Consider the following 18,513-nt stretch of genomic DNA (forward strand, 5'->3'; position numbering starts at 1 on the left):
CAACACTCAAATTTGATAAAAAACAATTTAATGCTTATTTACCCTGTTATTTTCGAGCGCCGGATTTTGAAAAAGCTTCTCTCCCTTTATGGATAAAGTTCTTCTCACACGACGGAAAGGTTATGCTGCCCAAGGCATCAGGAAATTCCGCAAGCCCTTCCATCCCAGGATTCCCTTTATATACGGATTCATAATTCGCGTCCACACTGGAAATAAAATTTATTATTAATTGATATTTAATGTTTTTCTTCAAACAAATCAATTTCTTAACAATAGAGTTCCACAGCCCAGGAAAGTGGAAACGCCGCCACTGGCAATCCATTCTTGCCTCCTTGCCGGAAAAATCCCATACTTTCTGCATGACATGGAGTTGGAACAAACTTTCCGCCGCCAAATGGGAAGACGCGTGGAGCGAACGCATCGCCGGGAATCCGAACGCCGTGATTACAAAAATCAAAGGGGGAAAAACGGTCCGAATTACCGTTTACTGCGATGATGAAGAAGACGCCCTGGCTTTGAAAAAATATTTTGGAGGAACCGTCCGGGAAGTCAGGACGCAGGACTGGGTGGCGGCCCAAAAGCGGGAAAAACGCCCTCCGCTCAAAATAAGAGACACCCTGGTCATTACGGAACAGAGCTCTCCGGAAAATCTGGCCGCCCTGCGGAAGCAGTTCCCCTCGCGCAGCATCCTGAGCGTCCCCGCCGAAATGGCTTTCGGAACAGGAGACCACGCTACCACATCCACCTGCCTGCGTTTCATCTGCGACATTGCCAAATCCCGCAGAAAAACATCATGGACCATGACGGATATAGGCTGCGGCACCGCCGTGCTCGCTATGGCGGCGCTGAAGCTGGGGGCGGAGCACGCCACGGCTTTCGACTTTGACCCCATGGCTATTGAAGTGGCCCGGCACAACATGGTCCGCAACGCCGTCACGGCGGAACAGCTGGACTTATTTGTGGGAGACGTCTTCGAATGGAAGCCTTCGGAATCCCATCAGGGGGATCTTGTCGTCGCCAACCTGTTTTCAACTATCCTGCAAAGAGCTTTTCCGCATATCATCGCCGCCATGAAGAAGAATGCCGCGCTGGTCATCTCCGGCATTCTGGCCTCCCAGTGGGAAGAAACGAAAGAGGCAGCGGAACGCCACGGGCTGTTCTTTGAACAGGTCGTCAAACGCGGCAAATGGATCACGGCAAAAGGCGGCATGGCCCGGTAGCAAACAGAACCTTCCGCATTTTTCTCCGCCCCCCTCCCACGGCCTTTCTCTCACCGGAACAGAAATGTCCCGGCTTCCTGTTCGAAAATCTCCGCAGCCCTTCCCTTCTTCTGCGGAAAACAGGAATGCCTTTTTATAGCCCGGCAGAGAAAAACCATCCCTGGCATGCCCGGCATTTGTTTCTCCTTACGGGCAGGGCTATCCTTCCGCACGTTCACGGGCAGAAAACAGTTTCTCTACATACTTGGCCAGCATATCCACTTCCAGATTCACCGGCTGGCCGGGAACGGCATCCTGCAGATTCGTTCGGCCGAAAGTATGGGGAGTAATCCAGAACTCCAGCAGGGAACCGTTCAAATTGGCTATGGTCAGGGAAATGCCGTCAATGGTGATGGAACCCTTGTCAATACAATAGCGGGTTAGTTCCTCCGGAATGCGCACCTCCAGACGGTGGTCCTGCCCTACGGGCTCCAGGGCGGCAATCGTGCCGGTATGATCCACATGCCCCATCACGAAGTGGCCGCCGAAACGGTCCATGGCGGACATGGCGCGTTCCAGATTAACCAGCCCCCCCGGCTTGAGGTTTCCCAGACTGGTGACGCGGAGAGTCTGGGAAAGAAGATCAAAGGAGATGCGTTCACCCTCCAGGGCATCCACCGTCAGGCAGCATCCGTTGACGGCAACGGAATCCCCTAGGGAAAGTTCACGGCCGAACGGAATGGCCAGCGTCAGCCGGGCTCCGCCGTTAATAGGCGTAAACCCTTCCACAGTTCCTGTTGTTTCAACGAGTCCGGTAAACATAAGAGTGACATTCCGCTCCGGGCCTTAATGGCCGAAGCAGGTGAAGAAAATGAACACGATGGCTGTGGGAAAAGCCGCCCAGGCGAACAGCCACAGGGGATTGATGCCCTTGAAGTATTTACCCAGAATGGCCTGCCCGGCCGGGTTGGGGGCGTTGGCGATGACCGTCAGGCCGCCGCCCGTCACAGCACCCGCCACCACGGAATACTTGACGGCTTCCGGCAGGTTGGGAACCGTGGACGCCAGGAAGGTGACGGCGGCATTGTCATTAAATGCCGTCAGCAGCGTAGCCCCGACCATGGCGTAGTCCCCCAGCCGCGTCAGCACCGGTTCCAGCCACCAGGCCTGCACGCCGCCCAGAATGACCAGCCCCGCCAGGAAGAACCCCACCATAATGGGCACGCGCAGAGACATTTGGTTCTGGTATTGCGGCGTAGCCAGCGTAAAACCGATAAAGAACAGGAAACTGCCGATGAACATGACCGGCTCATGGGCGAAAAGAACCGTCCAGACCAGGAAGCAGACATGCGCCAGGGTCACCCACAGCGGTATTTTGTCATTGCGGTCTTCCCAGGACTGGGGAACGGCGTCGTCAAACTCGTCAAACTCTCTCTGCTGGGAAGCCAGGCGGGCGAACTCCCTGCGGAAAAGGAGAAAATACGCCAAATTGGAAATGACGATGGCGGAAACGGCCTTCCATCCGAAATGCTGGATCATGTGCGCCAGCCCCCAGTCCCACTTTTCCGCCACCATCACCACGGGCGGAGCTGCAAAATGCGTCAGGGTGCCCCCGATGGAAATATTCACGAAGAGCAGCCCCAGAGTGGCGTACATCAACGTTTTCTTCGGTTTGAGGTCGTAAAATTTCTTGCTTAGGATCAGGGCCCCGATCGTCATGGCGGCGGGTTCCGTAATCAGAGAACCCAGCAGGGGAGCCAGGCACATCACGGAAATCCACCACGCGCCCGGCGTGGCCTTCCCAAGCCTGGCGCCGCAGTTCACGACATACTCCGCCAGCTTGAAAATAGGGCGGGAGGAAGCGATAATCATGATAATCATCACGAACATCGGCTCCGTGAAGGAACAATCATAATTCAAGTAGGCGGAAAAATCCTCAAAGGAATAATATTTCCAGCACACGAACATAAAAGGGATAAGCCAGATTCCGAACACGGCTTCCACTTCTCCCAGGAAATGGAAAATGGCGGACGCGAAGGAAACCGGGAGGCGCTCTTCCGGATGCATCACGCGGAAATTGGTTTCCTTGAGCTTTTCCTTGTAGCGCAGGGCCAGCTTATGGGAATAACGCTCAAAGCGGCCGGCCAGAAACGTATGGATAATAGCCCCGAAGAAAACGAGCGTCACGGCCAGGTTGAAACCGCCGGACTGCTTGTTGCGTTCACTGAGCACCTGGTACAGGCCGGCATCCGGCGGCACCGGCTTGTACTGATTCAGGGGAATGGGAAAATGGCTGTACTGGGATTCCCCCCCCACTTCCGCGGCCGGATAAGCGGGAGCCGCCGCGCGGGCCGAAGCCTCACCGGCGGGAGCCCCCAGGAAAAAAGCGGCGGCAGCGATGATAGTGAGCAGACCCGCACGGCGCGCCAGAACTTTGAAGAAATGACAAATACAGATCATGTCTGCGGACAGACTAAACGCCTCTCCTTTCTTCCGCGAGCGGAAAATGAGTCTGCATGCTTTTTAACAGAAACGCGCTCAGCGGGAAAATCCAGACAGGCCCCGGAAAAACGCGCGCGGCACAGAACAGGCTGTCATGCCTGCCTGAGTTTAAGGTTGAACAGAAAACTTAAAAATAGTAGTTGCAGATATGCGCTCCGTCCCAGGCCTCCTCTCCGTTTTCTTGATCGCAGCCGGTGCCGCATGTGCGGAGCTTCCGCCCGACCTGCCGCCGGCGTCACCCCTTCCCTTTGCCCCCGGCCCGGTCATCGGGGGAACCGTCAAGGGAGACCCGGCCTCCGGCATCGTTCCCGTCAGGGACCTGATTGAAGCCAACCGCAAGGATGAATACATCCCCATAGCGGAACCCATTCCCGGAGAGACAGGCTCTTCCGCTCCCCAGGCGGAGTCCATCCCGAACGCGGAACCCATCCCCGGGGAAACGAACCTGCATGCCCCGGCACAACCTGCGGTGGCGCCCCTCGTCATCCCTTCCACGGCCTTTTCCTCCGTTCCGGTCCCTCAGCATGAAACCCGCATAGCCATTCTGGGCTACCATGATTTCAGCCGCACCCTTCCCGCTACGGAGATGCGCATGAATACGGATGTGTTCCGCTCCCAGATGCGGGCGCTGAAAGCGTCCGGAGTGCCCGTTATCTCCATGAAGGAATTCCTGGAATGGAAACTGGGGGACAGGCAGCTTCCGGCCAAATGCGTCATGATCACCATTGACGACGGCTGGAAGAGCGTTTACACGGACGCCTACCCAATCCTGAAAGAAACGGGATTCCCCTTTACCATTTTCCCATACACCAAATTCATCACGGGCCGCGGTTCGGCCATGAGCCCCGCCCAGATTCAGGAAATGCTGGATAACGGCGCCACCCTGGGCAGCCACTCCATCAGCCACCTGTACCCGAGATCCTGGCGTGCCGCCCAGCGTAAAGGCGCCCAGGCGGTTCAGGAGCTGGCAACGGCGGAAATAGGCCATTCCCGGAAAATCCTTCAGGAAAAATTCCCCGGTTCTTCCGTGGAGGCCTATTGCTATCCGGGCGGCTTCATCCTGCCGGAAATGATCTCCAGGGCGGAAGAAGCCGGATTCCAGGCGGCCTTTACGGTAATTCCCAAAAAAGTGACCAAGGACACGGACCGCTGGCGGATTCACCGCTACATGGTCTTCGGCAAAGACCCTAAGACATTCACCAGAGCCGTGAATTTCAACGTTCCCTCTACTCCGGAAACTCCGGCGGCCACCCCTGGCGGCGGCAGCGGCAAAAAGCTGAATTCCTACCCGGCTCCGGCCCAGCCCGTTTATCCGGCAGCCAATACCGTGGTGAAAAACCAGACTCCCGATATATCCATTTCCCTGGCAGGGGAACCCTCCCTGGACCCCAGGCAGATGGAAATGCGCATCTCCGGCTTCGGCCTGGTAAACGCCCGGTACGACGCCAAGGAAAAAATTTTGAAATGGACTCCATCCCGTCCCCTGCGGCTCAGCCCCGTAACCGTCCAGGTCCGTTGGAAAAATCCTGCTGCCAACATGTGGCAGACAGCCACCTGGCAATTCGGCATTGAGGAACAGGAAATGCACTTCACTCCCCGGAACATCGTCAAATAGACATCTTCCCTCAGGGCTTTTTCACCACCAGCTTGCGGATGCCAAACCGGCGGTTGGTATCCGGCCCTCCCCAATTTCCATCCGTCCCGGACACTTTTCCCTCAAAGAAAAGAGGAGAAATGGAAGGTACTTCCGGTTCCAGATTCTCCTTTTGAAGAGCCTCATGAATCAACTCCTCTCTCTGGAAAACCAGAGAGCCTACATGATAATATTCCAGGACGAACATCACCCCAAACAGCAAAGTCGCACCGGCAAGACATGCAGTCACCGAGCGCAGTCCACGCACCATGATTCCATTCCGGTACAATACGGAGAACAACACGGTTGACGCCGCTAAAACAGGCATGGACGACACGAACTGGACATGATGGGCGGGAATGCACACCGGAAAATAACAAACGGACATGATGAGCCCCAGCAACAATAAAAAAAGAAGATAAAAGAAGGATTCCTTCTCCTTCCTGATTACTTCCCGGCACCGCTCCATGCCGCTGAACAGCAAAAACCCCGTTAATACTGCGGAAACGGCATATATTTTACACAACATCCTCGCGTGGTAATAAAGCAATATCCCGAAAGACTCCGCATAAGCGCCAAAACCGCCCTTCCTCAAAACTTCACTCGCTCCCAAATCATGGCCAAGCCGCGAGTACAGCCCGGGGGCGGTAAATAGAAACAGGCCTCCCAAAACAACACCGGCAAACCCGCACCATACATAAGCGTCCACCCTGTGGTTTCGGAGCATGCTGACTGCGGCCATGGTGCAAAACGCCGTCGCTATTCCTATCGTCGCCCCCTCATTACAGGCGCCGCAGAAAATCCCATAAATCAGGCATCCTGAGGACAGGCTCCACTGAGGGGAGGTCGCCCGCCTCCCCCACTTGGTTCTGTAAATATTCATGAACCACACAATCAGGCATCCAGTCCACACATAATTCATGGATCCTGCGCGCGTCAGGCAAACATAATAAACAGTTACACCGGCTGAAACGAACATGCTTAAAGCAAACAGCCATGTCCAGGCGCCGCACTCCCTCCGGAGATTGGGCATTCTCCCCAAAGCGAGCACATAAAGGCCGAGAATAAGGGCAAGCACAAACACGGGATTCAAAACCGTCCAGACCAGCCGGGGAGCAGAAGTAATAAAAAACGCCGCCATCTCCCCCAGCCTGGGATTCCAATACAGGTAGCTGTCCACGCAGGCCTTCCAGACATGGTGGATATGAAACTGTCCAAGGTACCCTGTCCTGTCGTGAATAAAGGAATCCCCGGCAATAGGGGAAAACCACGAAATAATATATAAAATAAATAATACTGAAAATGTTACAGCAATGGGAAAGACAAAAATTTTCCTCGGTTTCAACATACTTTTTTCCTAACGGATTGGGAATCCGCATATAAAGCGAATCCCGAAAAGGGCTATGCCGGGGAGGGGCGGCTACAAAGGAAAAAGATTCTCCTTTGCTGCGTTCGGACACGTCCACCCGTATATCCGGCAGACCTGATTGCCCGGACCTACCATTCGGAAATAACTGATCAAATTTGCATTAAATTATTTTTTCTCAAATTTGTAGGTTGACTCCGGATTCCCAATCCGCTTTTTCCCATATTCGGCAGGTTCCGGATAAAAGCTCATTATTAGAATAATCTAACATTCATCAGTTGAGGAGACTCCCGCACTACCTTCCCGGAATGCCAAAAAAACTGACATTTGGCTTGCCCGCATGGTGTGAAGTGGCATAATCATCCGGCACCATTATCAGGTTCAGCCAGGCACGGACATCCACATGAAGACGAGCACCAAAACTTTCGCCATTGCAGATACAGCCGCTAACGCAGACTATCTCACCAATACATCCGAACCGCTCGGAGAAACGATGACCCTGAACGTGGGCCCCTCCCACCCCGCCACTCACGGCGTGCTGCGCCTGGTGCTGGAACTTGACGGTGAAGAAATCATCAGCTGTGATCCGGTGGTTGGCCATCTGCACCGCGGGATGGAAAAAATCGGCGAAACCATCCAGTACAACCAGTTTGTTCCCTACACCGACCGTTTTGACTACCTGGCACCCCTGTCCAACAACATCGCCTATGCCTGCGCGGTGGAAAAACTGCTGGGCTGGGAACTGCCGCCCCGTGGACAGGCCCTGCGCGTACTGGCCCTGGAGCTTTCCCGCTTTTCCTCCCACATCCTGGGGGTGGGCGTGTACGGCATGGACGTAGGCGCCATGACCGTTTTCCTGTACTGTTATGAGGAACGTGAAAAAATCCATAATTTTTACGAACAGCTCACCGGGGCGCGCTTCACTTCCTCCTACACCCGCATCGGCGGCCAGACGCGCGACGTTCCCAATGAAATGCTCAAGGAAGTGCTCGTCTTCTGCGATGAAGCGGCCAAAACCCTTGATGAAACGGAAGCGCTCCTGCTCAAGAACAAAATCTTCATTGACCGTCTTCAGGGCGTAGGCGTCATCAGCCGTGAAAAAGCGCTTTCCTGGGGCATTACGGGGGCCAACCTGCGAGCCAGCGGCATTAAGCGGGACCTGCGCAAACTCACCCCCTATCTGGGATATGAAAATTACGAATTCGACGTCCCCGTAGGCGAACACGGAGACTGCTACGACCGTTTTACCGTGCGCATTGAAGAAATGCGCCAGTCCCTGCGCATCATCCGCCAGGTCATTGAAACCATGCCGGACGGCCCCATCAACATGGTGGACACCAAAGGCACGCTGCCTGAAAAGAAAAAAGTCCTGACGGACATGGAATCCCTGATTCGCCAGTTCATGACGACAACCATGGGGGTGAACGCCCCCGCCGGGCAGGTTTACTTTGCTGCGGAAAACCCGAAGGGAGAGCTGGGCTTCTTCCTGGACTCCAAGGGAGGCGGACTTCCCAACCGCCTGCGCATGCGCTCCCCCTCCTTCTGCAACCTGTCCATCCTGCCGGAACTGATGAAAGGCCACCTGGTTTCCGACGTTCCGGCCATTCTCGGCTCCTTCGACTTCGTGATGGGCGAATGCGACCGTTAAACACCCGCCACTCTCATCCACTTTAACGCAAACACCAAACTTTCTCCCCATGTCCGATTACGCTGAAAACGCCATCGACGCGACTATCGCCCACCAGCCCAGCCCGGGCGAACGGTTCTACCCGGCCTTTGAAGTAACGCCGGAACTTGACGCCGCCGCCAGCGAATACGTTACGCATTACCCGGAAGGCAAGCAGAAATCCGCCGTGCTGCCCATCCTGCATGAAATCCAGAAAAAGTTCGGCTTCATCAGCGGAGACGCCATCGCCTGGGTGGGTGAGAAACTGAATATCTCCGCCGCCCATGTTCTGGGCGTGGTGACTTTCTATCCCGGTCTGCGCCAGATGTGCCCTGGAAAAAACCACATCCGCGTATGCCGCACTCTTTCCTGCGCCATGGCGGGGGCGGACAGCCTGTTCGACGCCATCTGCACGCGTCTGGGCATTGACAAAAACGGCATTGACCATCACCACCCCATTGGAGTCAGCCCGGACGGCCTGTGGAGCGTGGAGGGAGTGGAATGCCTGGCCAACTGCGGCTTCGGCCCCAACATGATGGTCAACGACCTCCTGTACGAAAAAGTCACTCCGGAAGTGCTGGAGGAAGTAATCGCCAAATACCAGAACGCCTAATCCTTTTCCATCCCCGCACCAGATTTTCGCCATGAGCATCACCTATCTTCCCGGTAAAGAACCCCACCCCAGGGAAACGCGCCGCATCCTGAAAAACGTTAACCGCGAAGGCTGGAACACGTCCATTGACTGCTATCTGGCCGACGGCGGTTATGAAGAACTGAAAAAGGCGCTCGGCATGGAGCCCAGGGCCGTCATTGACGAGGTGAAAAAATCCGGCCTTCGCGGCCGTGGCGGCGCAGGGTTCCCCACCGGCGTGAAGTGGACCTTCATTCCGCCGAACAACACGAAACCTGTCTATCTGGTTTGCAACTGTGACGAATCCGAACCAGGCACGTTCAAGGACCGCTACATTGTCCACCAGGATCCCCACCAGCTCATTGAAGGAATGGTCATCTCCAGCTACGCGGTAGGGGCGCATCAGGCCTACATCTACCTGCGCGAAGAATTTCCCATCGCCGCGGAAATCATGCTCAAGGCTCTTCAGGAAGCCCGCGAACGCGGCTTCCTGGGCAGCAATATCCAGGGGTCCGGCTATGATCTGGAAATCCACCTGCACCGCGGGGCGGGAGCGTACATTTGCGGTGAGGAAACGGCCCTGCTCAACTCCCTTGAAGGGGACCGCCCTTATCCCCGCATCAAACCCCCCTACTTCCCGGCCGCCATCGGCCTGTACGGCTGCCCCACCATTGTCAACAACGTGGAATCCCTCTGCCAGGTGAAGCACATCATGGCCATGGGTGGAGAAGCTTACAGCCAGGAGGGGGCCAAACGTTCCCCCGGCACCCGCATCATCGGCGTTTCCGGCGACGTTAAACGTCCCGGGTTCTATGAAATCATCTCCGGCTCCATGACTTTCGGCGAACTGCTGTATGACGTCTGCGGCGGCCCGCGGGACGGGCGCCAGTTCAAAGCCGTGATACCCGGCGGTTCCTCTTCCAAGGTCATGCGCACGGATGCGGAATACAAAGTGAAGAATCCGGACGGCACCATGGGGAAAATCACTTTCTTTGACATTCCGCTGGATCTGGACAGCATCGCCCAGCACGGCTCCATGTCCGGTTCCGGCGCGGTCATCGTGATGGACGACTCCCGCTCCATGCCCTGGGCCATGAACAACATCAACCGCTTCTACGCCCATGAATCCTGCGGACAGTGCACCCCCTGCCGGGAAGGCTGCCCGTGGATGATGAAACTCAGCACCCGCATCCTGGAAGGGAAAGCCGCCCCGTCGGACGTAGATCTGCTCATTGAAGTGGCCAACCAGATTGAAGGGAAAACGGTCTGCGCCTTCGGTGAAGCCGCCTCCTGGCCCACCCAGGCCATGGTCTCCAAGTTCAAGGAGGAATTCGTGGCCCTGACGGATCCCTTCAACGCCTGTCTGCCCCACACGGAGGAAGGCAGGGAGCAAAACCGTTTCCTCACCCGCTAAACAGCAGCACGCAACACCAGTTCTCAAAACCATCCCTCTCCCATCCGTCATCATGAGTGAAGAAGCTTCCAAACTCCCCAAAGACATTGCCGCAGCGGAAGGCAAGGTGAACGTCCAAATCAACGGAACGTGGCACCGGTTCCCGCGCGGCACGCGGATTGCAGACGCCTGCCGTTCTGTGGGCGTGCCCATTCCGTGCTTCTGTTACCACCCCAAGCTGGCTGTCGCCGGCTCCTGCCGCATGTGCATGGTGGAACAGGGGATGCCGCCCAGGCTCGCACCGGGCCAGACGCCCTCCTATGATGAAAACGGCTACCAGCGCATCCAGTGGATGCCCCGCCCCATCATCTCCTGCGCCAACACGGTGGCGGAAAACATGGGCATCCGCACGGACAGCCCGCTGGCCAGTGAAGCCCGCCGCGGCGTGATGGAATTCCTGCTCACCAGCCACCCTCTGGACTGTCCCATCTGCGACCAGGCCGGGGAATGCAAGCTTCAGGAATACTCCAACGACTACGGTCAGGTGGAAGGCCGTTTTGAAGAAAAAAAGACCAAAAAAGGGAAAAACCTGAGCATTGGCCCGCGCGTAAACCTGGACCAGGAACGCTGCGTGCTCTGCGGCCGCTGCGTGCGCTTCATGCGCGACATCATGCACGATGAAGTGCTCACCATGTCCCAACGCGGCACCTTCAACGCTATCACGGTTTATCCCGGCCGCGAGCTGGACAGCAACTACTCCATGAACACCGTGGACCTCTGCCCGGTAGGAGCCCTCACCTCCAAGGATTTCCGCTTTAAAATGCGCGTCTGGTTCCTGAAGGAAACCAAAACCATTGACGTGGACTGCGGGACGGGCACCAATATCACCCTCTGGACAAGGGAAGACAAGGTGTACCGCATTACCCCGCGCCAGAATGATGCCGTAAACTCCTGCTGGATGCCGGATTCTCACCGCCTTAACTACAAATACATCAATGCGGAAACCCGCATTCCCCAGCCCGTCATCCGTACGGATGCGGAAGCGCCCCACCGCCCCTCCACCTGGGAGCCGGCCCTGGTTTCCGCCGCGGAAGCCGTCAAACGCATCGCCCCGAACCAGCTCGCCATCATCGCCTCCGGCCGCATGACCAATGAAGAGCTTTACATGGTCCGCCATCTGGCCGCCCAAATCGGCACGGATATGGTGGACATCGTTCCCCGCGTGGGAGAAAGCGACGGCATGCTTATTTCTGCGGACCGCAACCCGAACACGAACGGGGCCAGGCTGGTGCTGGGCATCGAACCCGGTTCCAGGCTGGACGCCATTCGCGAAGGAGTGCGCAACGGCTCCGTCAAGGGCATCCTTACCCTGGGGGAAGACCTCACCTCTCCGGAAGCAGGCTTCACGGCGGAAGACCTGGACAAGCTGGACTACCTGTTCATGACCGCCCACAGCGCCAATGAAACGGCGCGCCATGCGGACCTGGTTCTGCCGGGCGTCACCTACGCTGAAAAATTCGGCACCATGATTAATGTCACGGGCCGCATTCAACGCCTGAACCGCGCCATCCAGCCCATAGGATACGCCCGGGACGACTGGCAGATTTTCAGAGACATCACCCTTCTGCTGGGCGGCAATCCCGCTCTGAAAGACTTCAACTCCGCCCTGGACATCCTCACCGCCATGAGCACGGAATACGGCGCGCTCAATGGAGTCTCCTGGGGTTCCATCGGAGACGGGGGCCAGCCCATTCTGGAAACCGGCGTCACCATTCCCGTGGTGGAACGCGAAAAAAACCAGGGCCGCTAATCACACTTCACACGCACACAACCTGTTAATCCGCCATGATTGATTCGATTCTAACCTTTTGCGACGAGGTGCTCAGCAACCCTGTGTGGTTTTATATCATCACTCTGCTGATCAAAATCGTCATCTGTTTTGCCATCACTATTCTGTTTATTCCGGTCTGCGTGTACATTGAACGCCGGGTGGCCGCCTGGATCCAGGACCGCGTGGGCCCCAACCGCGCCGGCATTCCGTTAAGCATCTTCCGCCGCTTCGGCATGAAATCCGACCTGCCGTTCAAAAAGACGCTGGACTACTTCGGGTTGCCTCATGACGGCAAAATCGCCAACCTGTGCCGTTTTTTCCGCCTGGACCGCGACATCCCCGTCTTCGGTCTCGTGCAGCCCATGGTGGACGGCGGCAAACTGTTCCTGAAGCAGGATTTCACGCCGCCCTTCGTACGCCGCGTGTACTTCTGGATCGCCCCCATTCTGGTGCTTGCCCCCCCGCTGATGACGGCAGCCGTCGTTCCCTTCGCCGGAGACCTTCAGACCTCTTACGGCAACGTCAACATGGCGGTGGCCAACCTCAGCGTAGGCCCCCTCTGGATGTTCGCCATTTCCTCCCTCTCCGTGTACGGGCTGGTGCTGGCCGGATGGTCATCCAACTCCAAATTCCCCTTCCTGGGAGGCGTGCGCTCCTCAGCCCAGATGATTTCCTATGAAATCAGCATGGGCCTGTCCATCATCCCCGTACTGATGATTTACAGCACGCTGGACCTGTCCAACATCGTGGAATACCAGGCCGCCAACGGCTGGCTTCTGCTTCCCGTGTGGGGCGAGGGCCTGAGCTGGCAGCGCTGGATACTGCTGGTGCCCGTAGCCATCAGCTTCATCATCTTCCTCACTTCCATTTTCGCGGAAGCCAACCGCACCCCCTTTGACATGTCCGAATGTGAAACGGACCTTGTGGGCGGCTACCATACGGAATACTCCTCCATGAAATTCGCCCAGTTCTTCATGGGGGAATATGCCGCCATGGTGGTGGGGTCCTCCCTGGTCATCACGCTGTTCCTGGGGGGCTGGTCCATCGGCTTCGGCCTGGACGGCTGGCTCAACGAACACGTAGCCAACTGGGTGGCGGTCATCTGCCAGCTCATCGCATATGTGCTCAAGCTTCTCTTCTTCGCCTTCTTCTTCGTCTGGGTGCGGTGGACGCTCCCCCGCTTCCGTTATGACCAGGTGATGAAGCTCGGCTGGATGGTCTTCTTTGAACTGGCCGTCATCAACATCTTCCTTACAGCCGCCATCCTGTACTTCGTCAAGTAATCTCCCCCCTTCTTCATTCCGACAACATCACTATTATGGCCTTCAAAACGATCAAGCGTCCGAAGATCTCCCTTGGAGAGCGGTTCTATCTGCAATCCATTCTTGGCGGTCTTTGGCTCACTATCAAGCACCTCGTTCTGGCTCTGCTGGGCAAATCCCGCAACAAAAAAGAACTGGCCGGTTCCGGCATCGGCGTTACGATGCAGTATCCGGAAGCCAGATGGGACAAACATCTGCCGAAATATTACCGCGGAGCCCCCGTGCTGGTGAAAGGCGAAGACGGCCGTGAACGCTGCGTTTCCTGCCAGCTCTGCGAATTCATCTGCCCGGCCCGCGCCATCACCATCACCCCCGGCCCCATCCAGGAAGGACCGTGGGGCAAAGTGGAAAAAGCCCCCAGGGAATTTCAGATTGACATGCTGCGCTGCATCTACTGCGGCATGTGCGAGGAAGCCTGCCCGGAACAGGCCATCTTCATGAGCCATAACTACCTGTTTACCCCCACGGATAAAACCCAGGCCATCCACAACAAGGCCAAGCTCTATGAACTGGGCGGCACCCGCAAGGGGCTGGTCAACAAGTGGAACCAATACAAATAACCCCCGAACACTCCATTTCCCGTACGTTATGAACATTTTTGCCAGCGACATACTTTTTTACGTTTTCGGGGCCCTGGCCGTGGTCCTGTCCCTGATGGTCGTCTTCATGCGCAACCCCGTCTCCTCCGCCATGATGATGGCTCTTTCCTTTGGAGCCACCGCCGCCGTCATGATCGGGCTGGGAGCCCACTTCCTGGGCATTCTCCAGATCCTTGTATACGCCGGGGCCATTATGGTGCTCTTCGCGTTCATCATCATGCTGCTGAATGTGAAGCAGGAAACATCCCCCTTCAGCAGGCCTTTCTCCGTCGCCATCGGAGTCATCATCGCCGGCCTCTTCCTGGGCCAGCTTATCGGCATCATCTATTCTTTGCCCGGCGCCAAAGAAACGCACCGCTGCCCGATGGCCGGCGCGGAACAGGCCTGGAACGATTTGAAAATCGGACAGGAGAACGCAGCCCCCTCCAAAACCGGAATGGGAGCTCCCGCCTGCGGCCTTCGCAACAACGGAGTCCCTTCCGTCATTCTCCCTCCCCTTTCTCCCCAATGTTCCGCCCACCTCTATCCGGAAGGCACCACCATCCGTGCGGAGATAGACAACGGAGAATTCCCGGACACCGCCCTGCTGGGCCGTACCCTGTTTGACAAATATAACCGGAGCCTGGTCATCGCCGGACTGGCCCTGCTGGTGGCCTCCATCGGCGTCGTCGTGCTGAGCCGCCGCCCCTCCGGAAAATAAAGAACCCCTTACCACAGCCATCACCATGATACCTCTTACGCATTATCTGATCCTTTCCGGCGTCCTGTTCGCCATCGGCCTGATGGGGGTGATTGTCCGGCGCGACATCATCGTCATCTTCATGTGCCTGGAAATGATGCTCAGTGCAGCCAACCTGTCCCTGGTAGCGTTTTCCCGCGCCCAGGGCACCATGGGCCTGCCCAACTATGACGGCCAGGCCTTCTCCATCTTTATCCTGACCATCGCCGCGGCGGAAGTGGCCATCGGTCTGGCCCTCATCGTCTCCCTGTACAGGGCCAGGCGCACGGCCAGCACGCAAAATCTCAACACGCTGAAAGATTAAGAGCAACACACTACTCCACGAATATGTTCAATATTGATATTCAATACACCTGGCTTCTGCTCTTCCTGCCGCTGGTCGTAGCCGCCTTTGACTGGTTCCTGCTGACCAAACGTCCTAACGTCGCGGCCCTCACCTCCACCTTCTCCTGCCTGGCGACCTTCGTTCTTTCCCTGGGCCTGCTGGACCGGACCGGGTCTGCCTCCTTCTCCTGGCTTCCGATTTCCGACATCTTTTCCGTGGATCTGGGCTTCATTCTGGATCCCCTTTCCTCCCGCATGATGCTGGTGGTCACGGGCATCGGCCTGCTGGTCCATGTTTTCTCTCTGGGTTACATGGCGGACGACAAGGCGAAAACGCGCTACTTCGCGTGCCTGAGCCTTTTCATGTTCTCCATGACGGGCATCGTCCTTGCGAACAACATCGCCATGACCTTTATCTTCTGGGAATTGGTAGGCCTCTCCTCCTATCTGCTCATCGGCCACTGGTACACCCGGGACACTGCCGCCAACGCCGCCAAAAAAGCCTTCATCTGCAACCGCGTCGGGGACTTCGGCTTCCTGATCGGCATTCTGACCCTCTGGGCGCTGACCAACACGCTGGATTTCAGCCTGATGGAAATACCCGCAGGAATCAGTAAAAACCTGCTGAACATTACGGTGCTGTGCCTTTTCTGCGGAGCGGTGGGCAAATCCGCCCAATTCCCGCTGCACGTCTGGCTTCCGGACGCCATGGAAGGTCCCACCCCCGTCTCCGCCCTGATCCATGCGGCCACCATGGTAGCCGCCGGCGTTTACATGATGGTGCGCGTTCAATACTCCATCGGCATTGAGGCTTTCCCCGCCCTGGCCTGCAACGTCATTACCGGCATCGGGGCCATTACGGCCGTCATCGCCGCCTTCATGGCTACCCAGCAGAATGACATCAAACGCGTTCTGGCCTACTCCACCCTCTCCCAGCTTGGCTACATGGTCATGGCCCTGGGGCTGCTGGCCGGGGAGGCAGCCATGTTCCACCTCTTCACCCACGCGTGGTTCAAGGCCCTGCTCTTCCTGGGCGCCGGGGCCATCATCTTCGCCTGCCACCATGAACAGGACATCTGGAAAATGGGCGGCATCATGAAACGCATGAAGCTGACCTCCCTCACCTTCATCATCGCCACCATGGCGCTGATTGCCATTCCGTTCACGTCCGGTTTCTTCTCCAAGGAAGCCATTCTGGAAGCAGCCCTTCACAAAAACCCGGTCTTCTTCTGGATCGGCGCGGGCGTTGCCCTGCTGACCACCTTCTATATGATGCGCGTCATCTTTGTGGTCTTCTTCGGCAGGAGCCGCAGCCACAGCTCGGAACACGCTTCGGAAGTAGGCGGCCTCATGCTGGTTCCCCTGCTGATTCTGGCGGTCCTGGCTCTCATCTCCGGCTACGGATTTATCGCAGACAGGCTGGTTCCTTTCAACGGATTCGTTTCCGAAAGCTTCCACATGGGCATGCCTTTCTACGTCTCCATGGGGGCGCTGGTGCTCGGGATCCTGCTTGCGGCTGCCTTCTACGCAGGTTCCCCGGCTTCTGACAAGCTCTCCGGCAATGTTGTTTCCCGGGCTCTCGCCAACCGCCTTTATATCGACTTGTTCTATGATAAGGTGCTGGTCAGGGGCATCCAGGGAGTTCTGGCCGCCATCATCGACTTTATGGACCAGTTCATCATCTCCGGCCTCATCGTGGGCGGACTGGCGCGGCTGACTGCCGCCATAGGCTCCCTGCTGCGCCGTCTGCAGTCCGGCAATATGGCCGCCTATACGGCCCTCTTCGGCATTGGCCTGCTCCTGGTCATTTACTTTACCGTCTTCTATTCCTGCTAACCTAACCAACCAATCACATACCATGCTTATCTGGCTTGTTCTCATTCCTCTGATTGCCGCGGCCCTCATCGGTCTGTGCAAGGCGCCCGCACGCCCGACAGCCCTGCTCAGCGCCACCCTGACGCTGGCCCTCGGCATCTGGGCCCTGGTTAGCTTTGACGGCTGTTCCTCCTGCTGGTCCCGCTTTGAAGGGATGGACCTCCAGCTCACGTTGGCTCCGGCCCTGTCCAAAGTAATGCTGCTGCTGACCATCCTGGTTACCTTCGCCTCCGTGTTGGGCACCAACCCTCCCCAGGGGGGGGAAGCTTCCTGGTACAATTCCGCCCTTCTGATTTCCGCAGGCGCCACCGGGGCGTTTCTGTCCGACAACATGATCTCCTTCTTCGCCTTCCATGAACTGGCTCTTATCCCCACCTTCGTGATGATCGGCCTGTATGGACGCGGCGACCGCCGCACCACGGCCTGGCGCGCCACGCTTTACCTGGGGCTTGCCTCCATGGTTCTGCTGGCCGCCCTGCTGATGATCGGCACGCAGGCGGGCTTCACCTTCTCCGGCCTGAAAGACTTCATGGCCAGCGGACGCGAACTTGCCCATGCGGAACTTATCGGAGCTCTGCTCATCGCCGGATTCGGCACGCTGATTTCCCTTTTCCCCTTCCATTCCTGGGCAGCCCCCGCCTACGCATCCGCACCCGCTCCGGTAGCGATGATGCACGCCGGAGTCCTTAAGAAATTTGGCCTGTACGGGCTCTTCATGTTCCAGCCGCTGATGGAAACAGGATTCCTTCCCTGGACGAACATCCTGCTGGTTCTGCTTGTCTGCAATGTCATTTGGGTGGGTTACGTGACCGTCAACCAGAAAAGGCTGGACCTGCTGCTGGGCAACTCCTCCGTGATGCACATGGGTTATATTTTCCTGGCTTTCGCCGCCCTGGTGGTTTCCGGTTCCGCGGAAGCCAATCCCTGGGCGCTGAAAGGGGCTGCTCTGCTGATGCTGGCCCATGGCCTGACAATCGCCCTTCTCTTCCTGCTCTGCGGACAGATTGAAAAGCAGACAGGCACACTGGAAATCAACTCTCTGGGCGGACTGGGCACCAAGCTGCCGCGCATGGCTTTCGTTTTCGGCCTGGCGGGCATGGCCTCCATCGGCCTCCCCGGCCTCGCCAATTTCCCTGGGGAATTCATGGTCTTTTTCTCCGGGTTCGCCGGTTTCAGCAACGGCTTCGGCCCCGTTCAAATCGCCACCATCCTGTGCCTCTGGGGGCTGGTCATCGGCGCGGTATACATGCTGAGAGCCTACCGTAACATCTTCCAGGGGGATTTGTCCAAAGCCTCCGCCTACGCCACGGAACTGCTTCCCTCCGAACGGGCGGCCAACTGCTTCCTGGTCATCGCCCTGGCGGTCTTCGGCTTCTTCCCCACGCTGGTGCTTCAGTTCTTCTCCTGATTTCCCCTCTTCCGAATACAATCCT

16 protein-coding genes are annotated in these 18,513 nt (G+C 57.1%); 12 read left to right on the forward strand and 4 right to left on the reverse strand.

All coding sequences use genetic code 11. The features are described 5' to 3' along the window. Positions 1–46: 46 nt before the first annotated feature. Positions 47–361, reverse strand: coding sequence for a hypothetical protein (locus CI070_RS07890; protein ID WP_094136480.1), 315 nt, complete (start codon positions 359–361; stop codon positions 47–49). Between CI070_RS07890 and CI070_RS07895 the strand changes: the two genes are divergently transcribed. Further along, positions 360–1,220: a 50S ribosomal protein L11 methyltransferase gene (locus tag CI070_RS07895; RefSeq protein WP_094136481.1), complete on the forward strand. Its 861-nt coding sequence runs from the start codon at positions 360–362 to the stop codon at positions 1,218–1,220. The two genes, CI070_RS07890 and CI070_RS07895, sit on opposite strands and share 2 nt — an antisense overlap. A 198-nt stretch (positions 1,221–1,418) precedes the next feature. Here CI070_RS07895 and CI070_RS07900 read toward each other — a convergent pair whose 3' ends face one another. Both CI070_RS07900 and CI070_RS07905 read right to left on the reverse strand, forming a co-directional pair. Beyond that, complete coding sequence (locus CI070_RS07900) at positions 1,419–2,021, reverse strand: riboflavin synthase (RefSeq protein ID WP_094136482.1); 603 nt, start codon at positions 2,019–2,021, stop codon at positions 1,419–1,421. Between the two features lie 24 nt (positions 2,022–2,045). Then, positions 2,046–3,659 (reverse strand): putative Na+/H+ antiporter, encoded by a 1,614-nt coding sequence (locus CI070_RS07905; RefSeq protein WP_094136483.1) that lies wholly within the window; start codon positions 3,657–3,659, stop codon positions 2,046–2,048. A gap of 190 nt (positions 3,660–3,849) precedes the next feature. Between CI070_RS07905 and CI070_RS07910 the strand changes: the two genes are divergently transcribed. After that, positions 3,850–5,316, forward strand: coding sequence for a polysaccharide deacetylase family protein (locus CI070_RS07910; RefSeq protein WP_094136484.1), 1,467 nt, complete (start codon positions 3,850–3,852; stop codon positions 5,314–5,316). A 10-nt stretch (positions 5,317–5,326) separates the two neighbouring features. Here the strand turns inward: CI070_RS07910 and CI070_RS07915 are convergent, their stop codons facing one another. Further along, positions 5,327–6,682 (reverse strand): DUF6056 family protein, encoded by a 1,356-nt coding sequence (locus CI070_RS07915; protein ID WP_094136485.1) that lies wholly within the window; start codon positions 6,680–6,682, stop codon positions 5,327–5,329. A gap of 421 nt (positions 6,683–7,103) precedes the next feature. Here CI070_RS07915 and nuoD point away from each other — a divergent pair, with 421 nt between their 5' ends. Genes nuoD through CI070_RS07965 form a run of 10 tightly spaced genes read left to right on the forward strand, consistent with a single transcriptional unit; the run spans position 7,104 to position 18,488 of the window. Next, a complete protein-coding gene (gene nuoD, locus CI070_RS07920; RefSeq protein WP_012420649.1) occupies positions 7,104–8,348 on the forward strand; it encodes an NADH dehydrogenase (quinone) subunit D in 1,245 nt (414 codons plus the stop codon). Between the two features lie 49 nt (positions 8,349–8,397). After that, positions 8,398–8,979, forward strand: coding sequence for an NADH-quinone oxidoreductase subunit NuoE family protein (locus CI070_RS07925; protein WP_094136486.1), 582 nt, complete (start codon positions 8,398–8,400; stop codon positions 8,977–8,979). Between the two features lie 31 nt (positions 8,980–9,010). Further along, the gene (gene nuoF, locus CI070_RS07930; RefSeq protein ID WP_094136487.1) at positions 9,011–10,411 is read left to right on the forward strand and encodes an NADH-quinone oxidoreductase subunit NuoF; all 1,401 of its coding nucleotides are present in this window, start codon (positions 9,011–9,013) and stop codon (positions 10,409–10,411) included. A 52-nt stretch (positions 10,412–10,463) separates the two neighbouring features. Further along, entirely contained in the window at positions 10,464–12,200 is a 1,737-nt protein-coding gene (locus tag CI070_RS07935) for a molybdopterin-dependent oxidoreductase (RefSeq protein ID WP_256943557.1), read from the forward strand. A 35-nt stretch (positions 12,201–12,235) separates the two neighbouring features. Beyond that, entirely contained in the window at positions 12,236–13,504 is a 1,269-nt protein-coding gene (locus tag CI070_RS07940) for a complex I subunit 1/NuoH family protein (RefSeq protein ID WP_094136488.1), read from the forward strand. Between the two features lie 35 nt (positions 13,505–13,539). Next, positions 13,540–14,103 (forward strand): NuoI/complex I 23 kDa subunit family protein, encoded by a 564-nt coding sequence (locus tag CI070_RS07945; RefSeq protein WP_094136489.1) that lies wholly within the window; start codon positions 13,540–13,542, stop codon positions 14,101–14,103. Positions 14,104–14,131: 28 nt separating this feature from the next. After that, a complete protein-coding gene (locus tag CI070_RS07950; RefSeq protein ID WP_179218404.1) occupies positions 14,132–14,842 on the forward strand; it encodes an NADH-quinone oxidoreductase subunit J in 711 nt (236 codons plus the stop codon). A 25-nt stretch (positions 14,843–14,867) separates the two neighbouring features. Beyond that, positions 14,868–15,185 (forward strand): NADH-quinone oxidoreductase subunit NuoK, encoded by a 318-nt coding sequence (gene nuoK, locus CI070_RS07955; protein WP_094136491.1) that lies wholly within the window; start codon positions 14,868–14,870, stop codon positions 15,183–15,185. Positions 15,186–15,208: 23 nt separating this feature from the next. Beyond that, on the forward strand, positions 15,209–17,041 hold the full coding sequence (nuoL, locus tag CI070_RS07960) for an NADH-quinone oxidoreductase subunit L (protein WP_094136492.1): 1,833 nt from the start codon (positions 15,209–15,211) through the stop codon (positions 17,039–17,041). 22 nt (positions 17,042–17,063) lie between these two features. Further along, a complete protein-coding gene (locus CI070_RS07965) occupies positions 17,064–18,488 on the forward strand; it encodes a complex I subunit 4 family protein (protein ID WP_094136493.1) in 1,425 nt (474 codons plus the stop codon). Positions 18,489–18,513 lie beyond the last annotated feature (25 nt).

This window comes from Akkermansia muciniphila (assembly GCF_900184965.1).
Taxonomy (GTDB): domain Bacteria; phylum Verrucomicrobiota; class Verrucomicrobiia; order Verrucomicrobiales; family Akkermansiaceae; genus Akkermansia; species Akkermansia muciniphila_A.